The 17359-nt window shown below is 46.0% G+C and carries 15 protein-coding genes and 1 pseudogene; all 16 read right to left on the reverse strand.

What is annotated here, in order from left to right; genetic code table 11:
* Window positions 1-319: 319 nt before the first annotated feature.
* On the reverse strand, window positions 320-1354 hold the full coding sequence (gene tsaD, locus VZF35_RS10095) for a tRNA (adenosine(37)-N6)-threonylcarbamoyltransferase complex transferase subunit TsaD (RefSeq protein WP_407313261.1): 1035 nt from the start codon (window positions 1352-1354) through the stop codon (window positions 320-322).
* A gap of 6 nt (window positions 1355-1360) precedes the next feature.
* The gene (gene rimI, locus VZF35_RS10100; RefSeq protein ID WP_407313263.1) at window positions 1361-1816 is read right to left on the reverse strand and encodes a ribosomal protein S18-alanine N-acetyltransferase; all 456 of its coding nucleotides are present in this window, start codon (window positions 1814-1816) and stop codon (window positions 1361-1363) included.
* Complete coding sequence (tsaB, locus tag VZF35_RS10105) at window positions 1809-2531, reverse strand: tRNA (adenosine(37)-N6)-threonylcarbamoyltransferase complex dimerization subunit type 1 TsaB (RefSeq protein ID WP_407313265.1); 723 nt, start codon at window positions 2529-2531, stop codon at window positions 1809-1811. Before tsaB ends, rimI begins: the two co-directional genes overlap by 8 nt.
* A complete protein-coding gene (tsaE, locus tag VZF35_RS10110) occupies window positions 2528-3028 on the reverse strand; it encodes a tRNA (adenosine(37)-N6)-threonylcarbamoyltransferase complex ATPase subunit type 1 TsaE (protein WP_407313267.1) in 501 nt (166 codons plus the stop codon). Before tsaE ends, tsaB begins: the two co-directional genes overlap by 4 nt.
* A gap of 166 nt (window positions 3029-3194) precedes the next feature.
* Window positions 3195-4130, reverse strand: a complete 936-nt coding sequence (locus tag VZF35_RS10115; RefSeq protein WP_407313269.1) for a DMT family transporter — start codon at window positions 4128-4130, stop codon at window positions 3195-3197.
* Window positions 4120-5310 (reverse strand): amidohydrolase, encoded by a 1191-nt coding sequence (locus tag VZF35_RS10120; protein WP_407313271.1) that lies wholly within the window; start codon window positions 5308-5310, stop codon window positions 4120-4122. Before VZF35_RS10120 ends, VZF35_RS10115 begins: the two co-directional genes overlap by 11 nt.
* On the reverse strand, window positions 5258-6199 hold the full coding sequence (locus VZF35_RS10125; protein ID WP_407313273.1) for a DMT family transporter: 942 nt from the start codon (window positions 6197-6199) through the stop codon (window positions 5258-5260). The genes VZF35_RS10120 and VZF35_RS10125 overlap by 53 nt, the downstream gene beginning before the upstream one ends.
* Before the next feature lie 70 nt (window positions 6200-6269).
* Window positions 6270-8444, reverse strand: coding sequence for a Tex family protein (locus VZF35_RS10130; protein ID WP_407313275.1), 2175 nt, complete (start codon window positions 8442-8444; stop codon window positions 6270-6272).
* A gap of 119 nt (window positions 8445-8563) precedes the next feature.
* Window positions 8564-9739 (reverse strand): aminotransferase class I/II-fold pyridoxal phosphate-dependent enzyme, encoded by a 1176-nt coding sequence (locus tag VZF35_RS10135; RefSeq protein WP_407313277.1) that lies wholly within the window; start codon window positions 9737-9739, stop codon window positions 8564-8566.
* Window positions 9740-9951: 212 nt separating this feature from the next.
* Window positions 9952-10644 carry a peptidylprolyl isomerase gene (locus tag VZF35_RS10140; protein WP_407313279.1) on the reverse strand — a complete coding sequence of 231 codons (693 nt, stop codon included), beginning with the start codon at window positions 10642-10644 and terminating at the stop codon, window positions 9952-9954.
* Window positions 10645-10821: 177 nt separating this feature from the next.
* Window positions 10822-11964: an ABC transporter permease gene (locus tag VZF35_RS10145; RefSeq protein ID WP_407313281.1), complete on the reverse strand. Its 1143-nt coding sequence runs from the start codon at window positions 11962-11964 to the stop codon at window positions 10822-10824.
* On the reverse strand, window positions 11964-12737 hold the full coding sequence (locus VZF35_RS10150) for an ABC transporter ATP-binding protein (RefSeq protein ID WP_407313283.1): 774 nt from the start codon (window positions 12735-12737) through the stop codon (window positions 11964-11966). The genes VZF35_RS10145 and VZF35_RS10150 overlap by 1 nt, the downstream gene beginning before the upstream one ends.
* Before the next feature lie 13 nt (window positions 12738-12750).
* Window positions 12751-13767 (reverse strand): HlyD family secretion protein, encoded by a 1017-nt coding sequence (locus tag VZF35_RS10155; protein ID WP_407313285.1) that lies wholly within the window; start codon window positions 13765-13767, stop codon window positions 12751-12753.
* A 69-nt stretch (window positions 13768-13836) separates the two neighbouring features.
* Window positions 13837-14451 carry a TetR family transcriptional regulator gene (locus VZF35_RS10160; protein WP_407313287.1) on the reverse strand — a complete coding sequence of 205 codons (615 nt, stop codon included), beginning with the start codon at window positions 14449-14451 and terminating at the stop codon, window positions 13837-13839.
* Window positions 14452-14725: 274 nt separating this feature from the next.
* Complete coding sequence (locus VZF35_RS10165; RefSeq protein WP_407313289.1) at window positions 14726-16120, reverse strand: GntP family permease; 1395 nt, start codon at window positions 16118-16120, stop codon at window positions 14726-14728.
* A gap of 44 nt (window positions 16121-16164) precedes the next feature.
* Window positions 16165-17357, reverse strand: a pseudogene (locus tag VZF35_RS10170) (acetyl-CoA C-acetyltransferase).
* Window positions 17358-17359: the final 2 nt, after the last annotated feature.

The raw sequence follows: 17359 nt of genomic DNA on the forward strand, positions 1-17359 counted from the left end.
CTAAATCTTAACTTTTACGGGTACACAGGCTTATCCACAACCCGATATCTAGTTATTCTGCGTCATTGAAAAAGTTATCAACATTATCCACAGGTCCTGTGGGTAACTTTATCCAAAAAGTCTGAATAACCTTCAAATCTCTCAAGCCGCTGTCCATACTTATCTACAGACTTATCCACATCATCCACAGAATAACCTTATCCACAATTCTTTTAGGCCTTAATTAATCATCTTTCAAAAGAATACAAAACAAAACGAGGAAATCTAATTCCTCGCTTTGTTTCGTCGAATTCATTGTTCATTTAAACCATAATAATGACTATATTGACTTCAAATTTAATCCCGGAACTGCATTCAATGTCCATGGCGCAAAGTTTCCTGCCCGATAATGATAATAGCCTGCTGCAGCAATCATTGCCCCATTGTCCGTGCATAGGATGGGTTGGGGATAAACTAAACGTACTTTGCGCTGCACTAATTCATACTCCAGTGTCTCTCGCAGTAAGGAATTAGCCGCAACTCCGCCGGCTAAGAGCAGGGTCTGGACTCCAGTCTGTTGAATCGCCATTAAAGCCTTATGAACCAGGACATCCACAACAGCTTGTTGAAAAGAGGCCGCAAGATCGGGGACATTTAAAGTTTCTCCCCTCATTCGCGCAGAATTTAAGGTATTTAAGACTGCCGATTTCATTCCACTAAAACTAAAATCTAAGCTGCCCGGCTCTAACATGGCTCTCGGGAACTTAAAAGCTTGCTTATCTCCATTCTGGGCAGCTTTTTGGATCTGGGGGCCGCCTGGATAACCCAAGCCCAAGGCCCTGGCAACTTTGTCAAGAGCCTCCCCTGCTGCGTCATCCCGTGTATACCCTAAAACGCGATACTTTCCATGAGCTTCAAATAAAATGAGATGAGTATGTCCTCCAGAAACTAAAAGGGCTAATAAAGGAAACTCTAAATCCTGATGGTTTAAAAAATTGGCATAAATATGACCTTCTAGGTGGTTTATCCCGATCAGAGGAATTCCAGCCGCATAGGCCATGGCTTTAGCACCGGAAACACCCACTAAAAGAGATCCCACAAGTCCCGGCCCATAAGTAACCGCAATGGCTGAAAGGTCTGTAAAACCAACGTCCGCTTCAGCTAAAGCCTGCTGGACAACCGGTTGAATGTGAAGACTGTGCTCGCGGGAGGCAATTTCCGGGACAACTCCTCCATACTTCTGATGCGTCATGATTTGAGAAGAAATAATATGACTGCGCAAATCAAACCCATCAACCAGAACGGCTGCGGAGGTCTCGTCACAGCTTGTTTCAACACCTAAAATAATTACCTTCTTATCTTGGCTCTCTGTCACGTTTCTTCACTTCCTTCCCAGTTCCGCCCACATGATTAACGCATCTTCCCCAGAATCCGCATAATACCCCTTACGGACCCCTGCCACAGCGAAACCCATGCGTTTATATAAATCTTGAGCAGGGCTGTTCGAAACACGAACTTCGAGAGTCATCCGTTCCATACCTTGCTCGACCATCTCCTGCATCACAGAACGCATCAGGAATTCTCCCCAGCGTTGCCCGCGGTAACCGGGAGAGATGGCGATATTAGTAATATGTCCTTCGTCGAGGATAAACCATAGTCCCATATACCCGATGACATGACCATCCAACTCCAAACAACGATACTGTGCGTACTCGTTATCCTTTAGCTCTGCTATAAAAGCCTGTAAAGACCAAGGAGTCGAAAAAGAAGCATGTTCAATCCCCATAATAGCCTCAAGATCATCCACCTGCATAGGACGCACTAACCCTTTATTCATGCTCTTCTCCTCTGCGGGCTCGCTCTTTTTTGGCCCAGTTGACCTCAGCCTCTGAGAAACGAATGTAGTAAGGCTCAACCCGCTCACCGGAACCGATCTCTTGCCAGCGTTCCCAAACTGCTCGAGCGGCATATGCTCCCCTTGGCAAGCTTTGATAATCTGGTAGAATGACTGCTTGTTCACCCAGAACAGCTTCAATTTGTTGCTTCCCTTTCCAAGCCGCATCCCCTACAAAACAAATCGGCCGATCTAGTGTTCTTAATTGTTCCAGACATTCATTGATCGACAAGGCTTGAGGAGCTGTAAGACACTCTGCTTTCTCTCCTGCCCCCCAGCGATACCGCGCTGTATACCACTCATTCTTTCTGGCATCCAGAATCGGCACAATATCTTCCTTTCTCCCCCAACCCGACCATGCGAGAGCATCAAGAGACACCACGCCTAAGAGCGGTATGTTCAGCACTTGGGCCAACCCTTGGGCTGTCGCAATACCAATTCTAATACCGGTAAATGAGCCTGGCCCTCTCACGACCCCTATTAAATCTAATTCTTGAAGCGACCAGGCTGCGGCTGTAAATAATTGATCTAACATCGGAATAATCCGCTCTGAGTGTGTCTTCGAAGTATGCAGGAAACCTTCGGCGACAAGATACCCATCTTCAGCTAAGGCCACTGCACTAACTTTTGTCGTCGTATCAATCGTTAAGTATTTCATTGAGGCCCTCCGAGTCTCTCTCTAGAGTGAATAATATCTTTAATCCGTTCTTCCCAATCACTATCTTGGGCATGAAAGATAATTTCCCGCGGCTTTTCTCCACTGCCTAGGATCTCAACCATTAAGTGATTTTCCGGTAAATAATCTTCGGCAATTTCCGGCCATTCGATTAAACAAATAGTGTCCTCAGAAAACGCTTCTTCGACACCGATCACTTCCACCTCTTGAGGATGTTGTAAGCGATATAAATCCATATGCACTAAGCGTACTTTAGTTCCTCGATTTTGTCCGTCGTATTCATGAATTAGAGTGAATGTTGGACTGGGCATCGGCCTCGTTACTCCCAATCCTTCGCCAATTCCTTGGGCCAGAGAAGTTTTTCCTGCCCCCAGATCTCCAATTAAAGCTAGGACATCGCCCTTTCGCAGATGCCCTCCTAAATGCTTTCCCCATGCTCGAGTTTGTTCCGGCGACATACTCGTTACTTTATAATCCATACCTATCTGATTAGGAAAACTTGGACAAACCTAATCCTTTCCTTTCCTAAGAGTCTAATCCTTTTTCCAAGTTACGTTCATCATTTTGGGGCTCCAACCTTGCACTATAGAAATTTAATTACCTTCTTGGACTTAAGTGTAACCTTTTCACTGTGGAACTATAAAGTCAAGCACTCTCAGCCAGCGGAGAAACGATCGTTCGTCCAAACATATTCGTTCCCCATACACCTAAAAGAATTAAGGTTATTCCCACAGCCTGCTGCCAGCCGAACAGCTCACCTCGAAAAGCCACACCGGAAGAAACCGACACAACCGTTACAAGGTTTAATATAGGCGCTGTTTGCGACGCCGGAAGCTTAGCATACATATAATTAGAAAGAAAAAAAGCTAATACTGATGATAAGATCCCAAGATAAAAAACGGCCCACAGGACACTTGTAATCTGCAATGGTTCAAAATAACTGAAAAAAGATCCTTGTAAAACACTTTGCCCAATACCAAGACCATTGAAGATCACGGTCCCTACCCACATCATAACATAAGTAATTTCCAGAGGAGTGAACCTCTTCGAAGAATGTCTGGCAAGGATGCTATAGGCACCTGCCGCTAATACTGCCATGAGAAGCGCCAAAATCCCCCAGAGATGCTCACCAAACTGGAGTGAGCCTTGTGCAGCGACAATAATTATGACACCTAGCACAGAGGCCCCAATAGAGAGTATCTGTTTAGGATTAAGTTTTTCTTTCAGAAAAACTGCTGCCATCGTCGCAATAGCTACAGGTACCAGGGCAATCACCATACCTGCTTCCGAAGCGGACGTCCACTTAACTCCCCAAGTCTCCCCCATAAAATAAAATCCAGGCTGAAAAAGGGCCAGCAGAAACAAAGAAGGAATCGGTTTTCCGCTAAGATTGATGTGAATGACTCCGGTCAACTTTAGAACAGTCAATAAAAGGGCCGCAGCCCCAAAGCGGTAGCCAAGCAGCTGAAGGGGAAGCGTATGGTCCAGCGACTGTTTAGTAAATAAAAACGAAAATCCCCAGATCACCGCCATCCCCATTCCAGCCAACATGGGCAGGGCTGAAGATGATTTAGAAGCCATGATTTGTTCCATCTTTCTTAGATTCCGGACTGACAATGTTGCCATCAATCATAACACAGAGTGGACGTGCTGCCAGTTGAAAGGGATGCTCACTCCAAATAACAAGATCGGCATCTTTACCAACTTCCAGAGACCCGATACGATCGGCGACGCCTAAAATTTCCGCTGCATTGATCGTAATGGCCCGAAGGGCATCTCCCATTTCCATCCCTGCTTTGTAAGCCAAAGCAGCACAAAGAGGCAGTTGTTCAATCGGAGTTACAGAGTGATCTGTCATAATCGCTACCTTTACTCCGGCTTTCGCTAGAATTCCTGGCGTTTTAAAGGATTTATCCTTTAACTCTACTTTCGAGCGATTCGTCAACAGGGGACCAACCACCGCCGGATAGCCCAGCTCCGCCAGTTCTTCAGCGATCTTATGACCTTCAGTGCAATGTTCGATGACTAAATCAACGTCAAATTCTCGGGCAATACGAATCGCGGTCATGATATCATCTGCACGATGGGCATGGGCGCGCAGAGGGATCTCCCTCTGGATTACCTTCATCAGAACTTCTAAACCTAAATCTCGTTCCGGAATTTTGTCCGGATCGGTTTTTCCTTCTTCCAGCTTATCTCTATATACCTCAGCATCAACCAAAGCCTGACGCAAGAGCGCTGCCGTCCCCATCCGGGTCATAGGCATTTTCTTTTGTTCACTATAGACCATTTTAGGGTTTTCCCCGAAAGCAATCTTCAAACCTGCAGGATCCCGTATCACCATCTTATCAACAATCTTACCTGCCGTTTTCATGACCACCCCGGTTCCACCGACAACATTTCCGCTCCCAGGTCCGGTGAACACAGCGGTTACCCCACCCAATCGAGCATCACGAAAACCTTCATCCTCCGGATTGATCCCATCGATGGCTCGCATATCCGGTGTTACGGGATCTGTCATTTCATTAAAGTCTTCCCCTTCCCAGCGATAGATCTCTTCTCCAATCCCAACATGGCAATGAGCATCGATCAGTCCAGGTAAAACGAAGCATCCCGAAGCATCGATCACTTCCGCATCCCCGGGAACTTCTAAACCCTCTCCGAGGGCTGCAATCTTTGATCCTTCAACTAGGAGATCCCCCAAAAACTCAGGCCCCACCATCGTATGAATTCGACCGTTCTTTATTAGAAATTTCCTCATTCTTTTTGTTCCTCCAATTTAATAATAGAATCCCTGCCAGAACCAAACTCCCACCAATCCATTGAACTTTTGTGGGAAATTCGTTTAAAAAAATTGCGGCTAAAACAAAGGTCATGGGCAATTCAAAGGTACTCAGGATGGCCGCCTGATCAGCACCAAGCCGCTCGATCCCTACTAAAATCATGTAAAAAGGAATAATTGAGGCCACGGTAGCCAACAGGAAACCGACTTCCCACGTTTGTAGATTCTGCCAGGGAATCCTCATGACCTCTCCCTTCATAACGATCACTAAAGAGACCGCGCATGCCCACTGAGTGTAGCACATGGCAACTAAGGGAGATACTTGGGCCAGCACAACTTCTCCCACAAGATTAAACAGCGCATAAGCGATGGCCGAGGCCAGGCCTAATAAAATCCCTGCCCAAGCCACTCCGCTCACTCCTGAGAGAATCCCGCTCGCCAGCGTTGTTCCCCCTAAGGTCAAAATGAAGGCAACCAGTTCCTTCCGCCCTACTTTTTTGTGCCAAAGAATAACTCCCGCCGCTAAAACTAGAGCCGGGTAAAGATAAAGCAGAAGTATGGCCACTGAAACCGGCAGAAATATTAAAGCATAGGCATATAACAAGCTTGTTCCCATAGCGCCCACGACCCCTTGAAGAGCAAGAAGCCCAAGCATTCGCAGGGAAATTTTGAAAATTCCCCGTTTAAAGCAAACAACATAGCCGAAGAGGAGGATGGACGCGATCCACGATTGCAACGCAATCACCTGGGTCGGTCCAAGTCCAAGCTGATAAGCTCCTTTAACCAAAATGGACATACAGGCATAACCAGTACCAGCAGTTAGGACAGCACCAACTCCCTGCCAACGCCTTATTTGAACCTTCTGCACTTAAGCCCCTCATTTCTATCGAAGCTACCTGATACTACCATTTATTATAATAGTTCTTTTCTAACGGAACTCAGCCGAGAGCGCCATTGGTCGAAAGATCCCTCATTGAAAGGCTCACACGCTCTCTCCCCTTATCAATTCCGATCACACGCACTTTGACGATATCCCCTACCGCTACTGCTTCCATTGGATGTTTGATATACTTGTCGCTCAACTGAGAAATATGTACAAGTCCATCGTGCTTAACTCCAATATCTACAAACGCGCCGAAATCTACGACATTCCGAACCGTTCCTTCTAAGGTCATCCCTTCTTTGAGATCTTCGAGATGAGTGACATCCGTCCGAAGCAACGGCCTCGGCAAATCTTCCCGAGGATCTCTGCCCGGCCTTTGCAAAGCATCTAAAATATCACGTACCGTAGGAACCCCAGCGCCAAACTCAGCCGCCAATTCGTCCGGTGTCAGTGCTGCAAGCTTTTGACGGATTTCAGCAAGATGATCCTTGAGGTCCCGCGTAGTATGGCCAATCTTTTTCAAAATATTTTCGGCAAGTTGATAGGATTCCGGGTGGACCGGTGTGTTTTCCAGGGGATTACCTCCATCGGGGAGCCGAATAAATCCGGCACATTGGATATAAGTTTGAGCTCCAAGGCGCGGGATCTTTTTCAGTTGATCACGGCAGTTAAATTTTCCGTGCTCTTCACGCCAGGTTATAATGTTCTTGGCAACGGCTGGCTTCAAACCGGCTACGTATTGTAGCAGAGAGGCTGAAGTAGTATTTAAATCAACCCCAACAGCATTCACACAGGTTTCCACAACCCCATGCAACGATTCCTCCAGCCGTTTAGGCTGAACATCATGCTGATATTGACCCACTCCAACTGCTTTAGGTTCAATCTTGACCAGCTCAGCTAAAGGATCTTGGAGTCGTCTGGCAATGGACACAGCACTCCGCAAGGAAAGATCAAAATCCGGAAATTCTTCACCCGCTAACTTTGAAGCAGAATAGACGGAAGCTCCTGCCTCACTCACCAAGATAAATTCCGTCGCTAGACCGTCCTCTCGGATCATCTCAGCTACAACCTCTTCAGTTTCCCTAGAGGCTGTGCCATTTCCGATGGCAATGATATTTATGGCAAACTCAGCGACTGTCTTTCTCAAAGTAACCTTCGCATCGTCTCGTTGATTCTTTCCACTATGAGGATAGATCACTCCTACTTTAAGGAGTTTTCCAGTCTCATCCACAACAGCCCATTTACATCCTGTTCTAAACCCTGGATCAAGACCTAAGACCATCTTGCCTCGAACGGGTGGCTGAAGTAAAAGCTGCCTAAGGTTGGCCGCAAACACTTTGATCGCTTGTTCTTCCGCCTGAGCAGACATTTCACTGCGTATCTCCCGTTCAATCGAAGGCTCAATTAAACGTTTATAGGCATCCAGAGCCGCCTTTTGAACGATGGGAGCACAAGGTCCTGTCTTAACATAGCGCAATTCAAGGAGTCTTTGAATGGTGTCCAAGGGAGCTTCAATTTTCACGGATAGGAACTCTTCGATCTCCCCACGATTCAAGGCCAGAATCCGATGAGGCGGAATTTTCCGCACCGGCTCCCGATAATCATAATACATTTCATAGGGCGAGCGTTCCTGACCTTTCTTAGATGCCGCTGCCGCCACAACATCTGCCAAACGCCAGGTTTCTTCACGTATCCGTTTACGCAAAGCGGCGTCATCAGCAATGGTCTCCGCAATAATATCCATGGCTCCGGCCAAAGCGTCCTCAGCAGTATTTACCTCTAACTCAGGATTTAGATATTTTTCGGCCTCGCCTTGAGGATCAACTCTAACCCCTGGATATTGAGCAAGCACCCAAGATGCCAGCGGTTCCAAACCTTTTTCCTTGGCAACGGTTGCCCGTGTGCGGCGTTTTTGCTTATAAGGTCTGTAAAGATCTTCAACGTCCTGAAGTACAGCGGCAGCCGCAATTTGTGCAGACAAGTCGTCTGTGAGCTTTCCTTGTTCATCAATCAGCCGCAAGACTTCCGTTTTCCGCTGTTCTAAACGACGTAAATAATCTAATCGCTCCACGATATCGCGCAGCACATTTTCATCGAGTTCCCCGGTAACTTCCTTACGGTAGCGAGCAATAAACGGAATCGTATTTCCTCCATCTAATAAGTTGACTGCCTCTTTCACTTGAGTTTGTTTTAACCCAAGTTCCTTCGCAATAACTTGAGTAAATTCCAAGATGTAATTCCTCCCTAAATACAGGCCTCATAATCTTTACCTTGATAATTATACCATTTTTCTCCAACCGAGGAAAACCGCCCATTTTCGCCCATTCCTTGAGCATTATGATTCGGTCATCAACCCTCAGTAAGCCTATCTCTCAAAAACAGCTCTATACGTCGAACAGCCTCTTGCAAAACACTCTCTTCTTGAACCATAGCCAAACGTACATATCCTTCACCATAGTCACCAAAGGCTACACCCGGAACTACGATCACACCCGCTTCACGCGCTAACTCTATAGCAAATTCCATCGAATCCTGCTTGGTTGGTACTGGTGCCCAAATGAACATCGAACCCTGGGGCAGCGGCATTTTCCAACCTGCCCGGGCACACCCCTCCACCAGAAGATCTCTTCGTCTCTGATAGGCCCGCCGATTTTCTTCAATCGAATCCTGTCCGGAGCCAAGAGCAAAAGCTCCAGTCTTCAGAACCGGCCCAAAAACTCCGTAATCAATATTTGACTTAAGCTGTGAGAGTGTCCCAATAACTTCTGCGTTTCCTACTGCAAAGCCTAAGCGTACTCCGGCCAGATTATAAGTTTTAGAAACGGAATGAAATTCGATGCCCACTTCTTTGGCGCCATGAGCTTGTAAAAAACTCACAGGTCGATATCCTTCAAAGGCTAATTCTGAATACGCTGCATCGTGACAGATGAGAAGATTATACTCTTTAGCAAACTCCACAACCTCTTCAAAAAAAGAAATTGGCGCTACAGCGGCTGTCGGGTTATTCGGATAGTTTAAAAACATAAGCTTCGCTCTGCGAGCCAAGGCAGGATCAATCTTCCGCAGGTCCGGCAAGTAGCTGTTTTTCTCCAACAGGGGAACTGAAACTTTTTCTCCGCCGGCCAGTAAGAGGCCCGCTGTATAGATTGGATAACCCGGGTCAGGAATAAGTGCTGAATCTCCGGGGTCAATATAAGCTAAGAAAATATGAGCTAATCCATCCTGGGAGCCCATCAAAGGCAATACCTCGGTCTCCGGATCTAACGAAACATTAAATCGTTCTTGGTACCACTGGGCACAGGCCTTCCGAAAGTCTCCCGTTCCACGAGTTAAAGTATAGCCATATTGAGTATCCTCTAGAACCGCTCGACTGAGGACTTGACGAAGTTCTTCGGCGGGAGCCCGATCCGGGCTTCCTATACTCAAGTTAATTAATGTTTTACCCTCTCGTTCTAGGTTTTTCTTTAAATTGTCCATTTCAGTAAAAACTGAGGCCCCCAACCCAGTCAAACGTTTTGCGGGCATATCATCACTCCGTTCTCTCTTCCATCTTAAGTTTTTCTTATTCTTTTAACAGTTGTGCGAACACTTGTTAAGAATATGTAAAGGATTTTGACCTACAAATATTTTACCATGTTTATCACTGCGCGGCGAGAAGACTCCAACCTCTTGTCCAGCTTATATAGTAAAATGCCCCTGCGGACTTCGTTAAAAGCTAGCAGAGGCACAAAACGTATTTATTGTTTAATTATTTCCGGATCTCCATAGTCAACCCCGAAAGTATCCACTGTGACGCTTTTCATAACTTGGTTTTGCAAAGGTTTATCCGCCTGATCCCGTGGTGTATTGACGATTTTATCCACAGCATCCATCCCGCTCGTCACCTTCCCAAAAGCCGCATAATCACCATCTAAGCTCGCTGCTGAAGCCACCATGATAAAGAATTGAGAACCAGCAGAATTGGGCTCTTGAGTCCTGGCCATGGATAGAACACCGCGTTCATGTTTTAAATCATTTTTAAAGCCGTTGTTCGTAAATTCTCCTTTAATACTGTACCCCGGGCCGCCACTTCCGTTCCCGCTAGGGTCCCCTCCCTGGATCATGAACCCTGGGATAACTCTATGAAAGGTTAGACCATTGTAAAAACCTTTTTTCACCAGAGAAATAAAGTTTTTTACCGTGTTCGGAGCAACTGTCGGATAAAGTTCCGCCTTGATTTGATCTCCGTTAGCCATGGTAATCGTCACAATAGGATTACTTTTATTAGTCGTCGTTGGGGTCTGTGTAGGAGTAGGAGTAGGAGTAGTGCCTTGACTTGTCTTATTCGATCCTTGTGACGCCGAATTGTTCGTCTGAGCCCCGCACCCAAGAGTTGCTAAAATCACCATTAATCCTAATAGCAGCATGGTCATTCTTCGAACCTTTTTCATACCGAATCGTACCTCCAAGAAATTTTTAGAGCCTGTTTCTTAACGGCTTATCGAGTAATTTTCAGGCTGTGATTTGCTTGCCCTATTAATCCTAGCATATCCTCGGCAAATTACCAAACCAGACCTCCGGCATTTGTCCGAGCAAGACAATGAAATTCCCATCATTTCCTTTTTGAATTAATCTAAATTCTTTTTGAATTTTTTAGAGGCAACCGCTAACAAAATCACGGCAAACAAGCATAAAGCGAGGGTGTCTTGCCAAAGGAAATCTAATCCCACACCTTTGAGAAAAATTCCCCGGACAATTTCTAGAAAATACGTTAAAGGCAGCAGCCCACCCATTAATTGCAACAGTTTGGGCATGGTTTCTCTCGGAAAAACAAAGCCGGATAAAAGTATCGAAGGTAAGATTAAGATGAAGGTCATTTGCATGGCCTGAAGCTGCGTCTTGGCAATGCTGGAGATCAAAAGTCCAATGGCTAAGATTGTAAAGAGGAAAATTGTGGACAACAAAATAAGCAGCGAGATACTTCCCATGGGTATAACCCCAAACCAGAAAATCCCCGTCGTCAAAATTAAGGATAAGGAGATAAATCCGATGACCACAAACGGTAAAAGCTTGCCTAAAAGCAACTCCAGCGAGCGTATAGGAGTCACGACCAATTGCTCCATGGTCCCTCGCTCTTTCTCTCGAACAATGGAGAATGACGTCAACATGGCAATGACATTTTGTAAGATCAGGCCGATTAAAGCAGGGATGTTAAAATTGCGCGACTTCATATCCGGATTATACCAGACTCTCGTTTCAATGTTCAGCGGCAAATCCATTCCTCCGGAAATACCCATTGATTCCAAACGTTTGCTTTGCAAATTCAGAGATTTATCCAATCCTAACATCTGAAATGCCGACATAACTGCCCGAGCCACTGTTGGATCGGAGCCATCGACCAGGACCTGAATTGTTGCCTGCTTCTGACCTTGCAATTGTTTGCCAAAGTCTGGAGGGATAATCACTGCGGCCCGCGCTTTCCCACTATCCAGATAGCTTTCAATTTGTTGATATCCCGAAACGAAATTATCCGGATCCAAGTATTGTGTGTTGCGTACCGACGAAATAAAATCCCTGCTATCCGCGGTCTGGGATTGGTCCCAGACCACCGCAGGAAGGTGCTCAACATCCGTATTGACCGCATAACCAAATAAGAGCAGCATCCCAAGTGGCATGGCAATCGCCATAATTAAACTGGCCCGGTCCCGGCGGATGTGGATAAACTCCTTTTTTAAAACCGCCAGAAAGCGGACCCAGGAAAATTTCAGCATTATACTGCACCTCCTCTTCTAGCCCTAAGATTACGAGGATCATCAGAGGCCTCATGTTCCACATAATAAATGAAGAGATCATCTAATGTCTCCTTAGCTTCCCTGCGTTTCATCTCCTCAGGTGAGCCAAAGGCAATTAGGCGGCCATAAAAAACAAAGCCGAGGTAGTCACAGGAAGCTGCTTCATCCATGTAGTGTGTGCTGACCAAAATTGTCATTCCCTCTTGAGCCAATTTATGAATAATATCCCAGAAAATTCGGCGAGATACGGGATCTACCCCGGCGGTTGGTTCATCTAAGACAAGCAGCTGGGGATTATGCAGTAAAGCACAGGCTAAAGCCACTCGTTGCTTCCAGCCACCGGAAAGAGAAGAAACCAACTGATTCGTTCGTTCAGTCAAACCAATCCGCTCGATAACCTGTTCTTTCTGACTGCGAGCCAACTTTCCCCGCAAATTGTACACTCCGGCATAAAAATCCAGGTTCTCCGCAACCGTTAAATCATCGTAGAGACTAAATTTTTGAGACATATAGCCAATTCGTTGTTTAATTTCCTCAGGTTGAGTTTTGACGTCGAAACCGAGAACTGTCGCCTGCCCCTCCGTTGGTACCAAAACTCCGCATACCATACGGATAATCGTTGTCTTGCCTGCCCCGTTAGGACCCACAAAACCCATAATTGCCCCGGGAGGGATTTGAAAAGTGGCACCCTGCACGGCGGTATACGCGCCAAACCGTTTAACCAAACCTTGGCAATCTATCGCCAGATTCATTTTCCTCACTCCTCTAATCCAGGGTCACATCTGCAGGCATACCCGCTTTTAATTGATCTTTACCTTCTGCAATACAAATTTTTACTTCATAAACCGTAGTTGTCCGTTCTTCTTTAGTTTGGACATTCTTGGGAGTAAACTCCGCCTGAGTACTGATATACTGAATTTGCCCTTTAAACGTTTTATTAGGGTAGGAATCGACAGAAACATGAGCCACCCCGCCCACTTTAACCTGGCTTAGCTTAGCTTCAGGCACATAAATTTTTATCCACAAATCGTTGGGATCGAGAATGGTAACTAACGTTGTCCCAGTATTGACCACTTGTCCAAGTTCCACCTGCTTATAAAGGGCTTGGCCATTTGTTGGGCTTTTAATCGTCAATTTGCTTAAATTAAGTTCTGCTGCTTTAACAGATTGGGCTGCTATGTCCACAGCTGCCTTCTGAGCCTGGATCGTCGGTTGTGTATACCCTGCCTGGGCTTGGTCCAAACTGGCCTGAGCCGCATTCACATTGGCCTGAGCACCTTCATACTGAGCCTTGATCGTATCGTATTTGTTCTGTTGGGTATCCAGAGCCTGTTTGCTTATGCCGCCACTTGCGTATAGTTTTTGATCATTTGCCAGATTGCTTTCTTCCAATTCCAAACTTGGTGCCAAAGCTGCAACATTGGCATTCGCTTGATCTACCACGGCTTGGAGCCGGCGAAGCTCCTCTGCCCGTGAGCCGCCCAGCAAATCATTGAGCTTGGCTTGGGCTTGGGTTTGTTCGCTTTTCGCCGTATCCAAGGAAATTTTAGCTTGGCTATCATCAAGTTTGGCAATAATATCCCCCGTTTTAATAACCTGACCTTCTTGTACCTTCAGATCAACAATCCTTCCGGCGAGTTCAGGCTGCACCGGAACTTCAGTCCCTTCAATAGTTCCCGAATAGGTGTTTAGATCTTGCGGGCGATTAAAATATTGATTGCCCCAGACTGAAAGAGCGATAAGAGCCAAGACAACAACGACAGGTATTATTTTCTTCTTCATAGTTTCTCCCCCTGCTTCAAAGATTCGTTCTTTTCTTTGTTAATCAAGTAACTGCAGGACATACATGACTTATTTAGCGACTAACCCATGCAGAAAAAGCTCTGAGATATGATCGGCTGCTTCTTCAAGGGTTTTCTCGGGAGATAAGTTGGGAAAGACATGACTAAAGACACCATAAAACATGACCATCCCCATAAAACTCCGCATCGTTGGTATAAAGGGTAAGGGCTTAAAATCCCCTTGGGCGATTCCCTTATCAAACCATGGCTTAATAACACTCATTCCTGGCCCGAGAATTCCTGTAAATAAAGCTTCTCTTACCTCGGAATGATATTGTGCTTCAGCAAACATCAATCGGAAAAGGCCAGCATTTTCTTGAATTAACTCCAAACGATTCTTTAAGAAACACCGAAAAAAATCCTTGGGGCTGCTCTCCCTATGTTCCTTATCTAAAACAATTACACCTTCTATAATTTTCGGTTCTAAAACCGCTGCCAATAATTCTTTCTTCGTAGCAAAGTGCCGGAAGATCGTCCCTTCTGCTACCCCGGCTTGACGAGCGATTTCAGCTGTGGTAGAGCCCTTATAACCGTTTTCTGAAAATACTTTGAGGGCAGCTTCTAAAATATCTTGGCGCCTTTCTTCTACAGGCTTCTTAGTCCGAACTTTTTGGTTTTTACTCATTTAGTTCTATTCTTACTCCTTTCCAGTTTAGTTTAGATTTTAACTAATGAGTGATTACTCACTCCTTTTTTTCTTATATACTATCACAAAGTATTTTTCTGTCAATCAAAAAATATTCATTGTAAGCGAATCAAATAGTAGCCCATGAAAAAACTGAGAGGTGTATACCGCCGATTTGTTAGTCGTGGCGTTTGATGAATAAGAGTGGAGCCAGAGCTGACTAAGGTCGGCTCTGGCTCCTCTTGCTCTATTGACTTGCAATGAAGGTTAAGAATTAGACAAAATGAACAACGCTTTGCAGCATGATGAGTAAAAATACAGTACCCGTCTTAATTAAGGTCATCACAAAGATATCCTTGTAGGACTGTTTGTGAGTTAACCCAGCAATACCCAGCAGTGTGATAACCGCACCATTATGAGGCAAGGTATCCATACCCCCGGAAGCCATAGCAGAAACGCGGTGAAGTAATTCCGGGCTGACATTCGTTTTGCTGGCCCAATCCAAATAATGCTTACCAAACGTATCCAAAGCAATGCTCAATCCGCCAGATGCTGAACCAGTGACTCCTGCCAGCGTATTAACGGTTACTGCTTCAGACAACAGAGGACTGCCTCCAGCATTAATTCCGGTCAAGGCATGGGCTATGGTTTGAAAACCTGGGAGAGATTTTATTACATTCCCGAAGCCAACCTCGGACGCAGTATTCATGACCGCTAGCAAGGAACCAATCGCCCCGAGATTAATGGCTTTAGCTACATTCCCTTTAATCCTTCGTGGGTTAATAATAAAGGCTAGAATAATTCCTACTACCAAAGCAATCATCAAGGCCCAGTTGTTCATCGTACCAACAACCCCTGCCTTATCTATACTGTATGGGGCCTTGGTTACCCATGAGGTGATATTCCACTGAGGAAAAATCAGCTTCTGTAAAATCAAAGTCACAGCGAGTACGGAAATTAGGGGCAACGCAGATAACCATGGATTGGGCAAGTTACTGTCCTCAACCAGTTCCGGCTCGTTCTTATGATTCGCTCCATACCCTTCTCCCGCAGCTTGCGCCACCCTTTTTCTCCACTCTAAATAAGCTATGCCTACTGCTAAGACAATAATTGCCCCTAATGTTCCAAAGACGGGAGCGGCATAAAGGTCCGTGTTAAAAAACTTCATAGGAATTGAGTTCTGAATCTGAGGGGTTCCTGGGAGGGCATCCATGGTAAACGTGAAAGCCCCTAAAGCAATGGTAGCCGGTACTAGGCGTTTGGGAATATCCGCTTCCTTAAAAATTGAAGCTGCGAATGGGTACACGGCAAACGCCACCACGAAAAGGCTAACCCCACCATAGGTGAGAATCGCGGCTGACAAGACCACTGAAAGAATAGCTTGCTTCTTACCCAAAGTTTGGACAATTGCCTTGGCAATTGCTTTTGCAGCACCTGATTCTTCCATTACTTTACCAAACACTGCGCCCAGTAGAAAAAATGGGAAGTAGACCTTTAGATAGTTTGCCAGATTCGGCAGGAATATTTCCGTATAGGTGGGCATAATCGCCATACCGGAAAAAATTGCCGCAAGGATGGCAAATACAGGAGCAAAAAAGATGACTGAAAAACCACGATAGGCCATGAACATCAAGAGTCCCAAGCTTAAGATAATGCCTAAAACTGCCATGACTAACACCTCCATGAATTTATGCTTTTTCTCACCTATTTCTTCTAGTTCTTAGCGTGGTTAATTTCAACAACCATTGCAGTACCTTGGCCTCCACCAATACATAACGTTGCGAGCCCTTTTTGGGCTTTTCTTCGTTTCATCTCGTATAAAAGAGTCACAAGAATTCGAGCCCCACTGGCGCCAATGGGATGTCCTAAAGCAAGAGCACCGCCATTGACATTCGTTTTCTCCTCGGGAAGACGAAGCTCCTGTACTACAGCCAGTGTTTGCGCCGCGAAAGCCTCATTAGCTTCAATCAGATCCATATCCTCAATTGTGAGCCCAGCTTTGGCCAAAGCCTTCCGACTTGCCGGGATAGGACCTGTACCCATGATTTGGGGATCAACTCCTGCTGAAGCCCAGGAAATTACGGAAGCCATCGGAACTAGGCCTAATTCCAGAGCTTTCTCTCTTGACATTACTACCACAGCCGCTGCTCCATCATTGACTCCTGAAGCGTTCCCCGCGGTCACTGTTCCCTCCTTTTTAAATGCAGGTTTAAGCTTAGCCAGAGACTCCAGAGTTGTTCCATAGCGCGGAAATTCATCGACGTTAAAAATCAACGGATCCCTTTTAGGCCTTGGAATAGAAACCGGAACGATTTCATCTTCAAATCTCCCGCCTTTAATGGCTGCCTCCGCGCGCGCCTGGCTTCTTAGAGCACACTGATCCTGCTCCTCACGAGAAATCATAAACTGTTCAGCAAGGTTCTCTGCTGTGATTCCCATGTGGACATCATAAAAGGCATCTGTTAATCCATCCTGGAGTATGACATCAATCAACACCCCATTTCCCATGCGATATCCCGTGCGGGCCTTGGGAAGGACATAAGGCGCCAAGGACATACTTTCCATTCCTCCGGCAACAATGATCTCTGCATCCCCCGCAATGATAGCCTGGGCCGCACTTTCCACAGATTTCAGCCCCGATCCGCAAAGTTTATTAAGAGTCCATGAGGGAACTTCCTGTGGAACGCCGGCTTTTATCGCCGCCTGTCGAGCGGGGTTCTGCCCTAATCCACCTTGCAGGACATTCCCCATAATTACTTCATCCACTTGTTCCGGCTTGAGGCCAGCCCTTCGTATCACTTCTTTGATAACGGTCGCCCCTAATTCAACGGCCGGAATCTGCCCAAAGCTCCGCCAAAGGATCCGATGGGCGTTCGTACCGCACTTACAATGACAATTTCTCTCATCA

The organism is Desulfosporosinus paludis, from assembly GCF_045689965.1.
Lineage (GTDB): Bacteria > Bacillota > Desulfitobacteriia > Desulfitobacteriales > Desulfitobacteriaceae > Desulfosporosinus > Desulfosporosinus paludis.

Coding starts and splice junctions, on each gene's coding strand:
- rimI (WP_407313263.1), bottom strand. CDS start 1,816: ATGAATAAAGGGTTAGTGCGTCCTATGCAGGTGGATGATCTTGAGGCT.
- tsaB (WP_407313265.1), bottom strand. CDS start 2,531: ATGAAATACTTAACGATTGATACGACGACAAAAGTTAGTGCAGTGGCC.
- tsaE (WP_407313267.1), bottom strand. CDS start 3,028: ATGGATTATAAAGTAACGAGTATGTCGCCGGAACAAACTCGAGCATGG.
- VZF35_RS10115 (WP_407313269.1), bottom strand. CDS start 4,130: ATGGCTTCTAAATCATCTTCAGCCCTGCCCATGTTGGCTGGAATGGGG.
- VZF35_RS10120 (WP_407313271.1), bottom strand. CDS start 5,310: ATGAGGAAATTTCTAATAAAGAACGGTCGAATTCATACGATGGTGGGG.
- VZF35_RS10135 (WP_407313277.1), bottom strand. CDS start 9,739: ATGCCCGCAAAACGTTTGACTGGGTTGGGGGCCTCAGTTTTTACTGAA.
- VZF35_RS10140 (WP_407313279.1), bottom strand. CDS start 10,644: ATGAAAAAGGTTCGAAGAATGACCATGCTGCTATTAGGATTAATGGTG.
- VZF35_RS10145 (WP_407313281.1), bottom strand. CDS start 11,964: ATGCTGAAATTTTCCTGGGTCCGCTTTCTGGCGGTTTTAAAAAAGGAG.
- VZF35_RS10150 (WP_407313283.1), bottom strand. CDS start 12,737: ATGAATCTGGCGATAGATTGCCAAGGTTTGGTTAAACGGTTTGGCGCG.
- VZF35_RS10155 (WP_407313285.1), bottom strand. CDS start 13,767: ATGAAGAAGAAAATAATACCTGTCGTTGTTGTCTTGGCTCTTATCGCT.
- VZF35_RS10160 (WP_407313287.1), bottom strand. CDS start 14,451: ATGAGTAAAAACCAAAAAGTTCGGACTAAGAAGCCTGTAGAAGAAAGG.
- VZF35_RS10165 (WP_407313289.1), bottom strand. CDS start 16,120: ATGGCAGTTTTAGGCATTATCTTAAGCTTGGGACTCTTGATGTTCATG.